This window comes from Winogradskyella poriferorum (genome assembly GCF_050618035.1).
In the GTDB taxonomy this organism is placed as follows: domain Bacteria; phylum Bacteroidota; class Bacteroidia; order Flavobacteriales; family Flavobacteriaceae; genus Winogradskyella; species Winogradskyella poriferorum_A.
Window position 1 is genome coordinate 1 of record NZ_JBODPY010000060.1, and the last position, 257, is coordinate 257.

The following is a 257-nucleotide window of genomic DNA, read 5'->3' on the forward strand; positions in this document are numbered from 1 at the left end:
AAGAAAAACCAACCATAGTGCTTAGAGCTGCAAAATCTCTTCCTGTAGAAAATGTGGTAAAGGTTATGGACATTGCCAATAGAAATAAATTCACAGTCATATTAGCTGTTAAACCTAATTAAACGACACTATTTTTGAAACCGTCTTAGTAAACGATTAAGGTGAAGTACTTAGAGACAAAACACGAACATAATTCCGCGAGAATAACAGGACTTATAACTGTTATACTTGTTTTATCGCTATTTGTTGTTGGGCCA

General features: G+C 34.2%; 1 pseudogene. It reads left to right on the top strand.

From position 1 onward, the window contains the following. A pseudogene (locus ACRHOC_RS14915) lies at positions 1 to 122 on the top strand (biopolymer transporter ExbD); the annotation flags it as partial. Positions 123 to 257 lie beyond the last annotated feature (135 nt).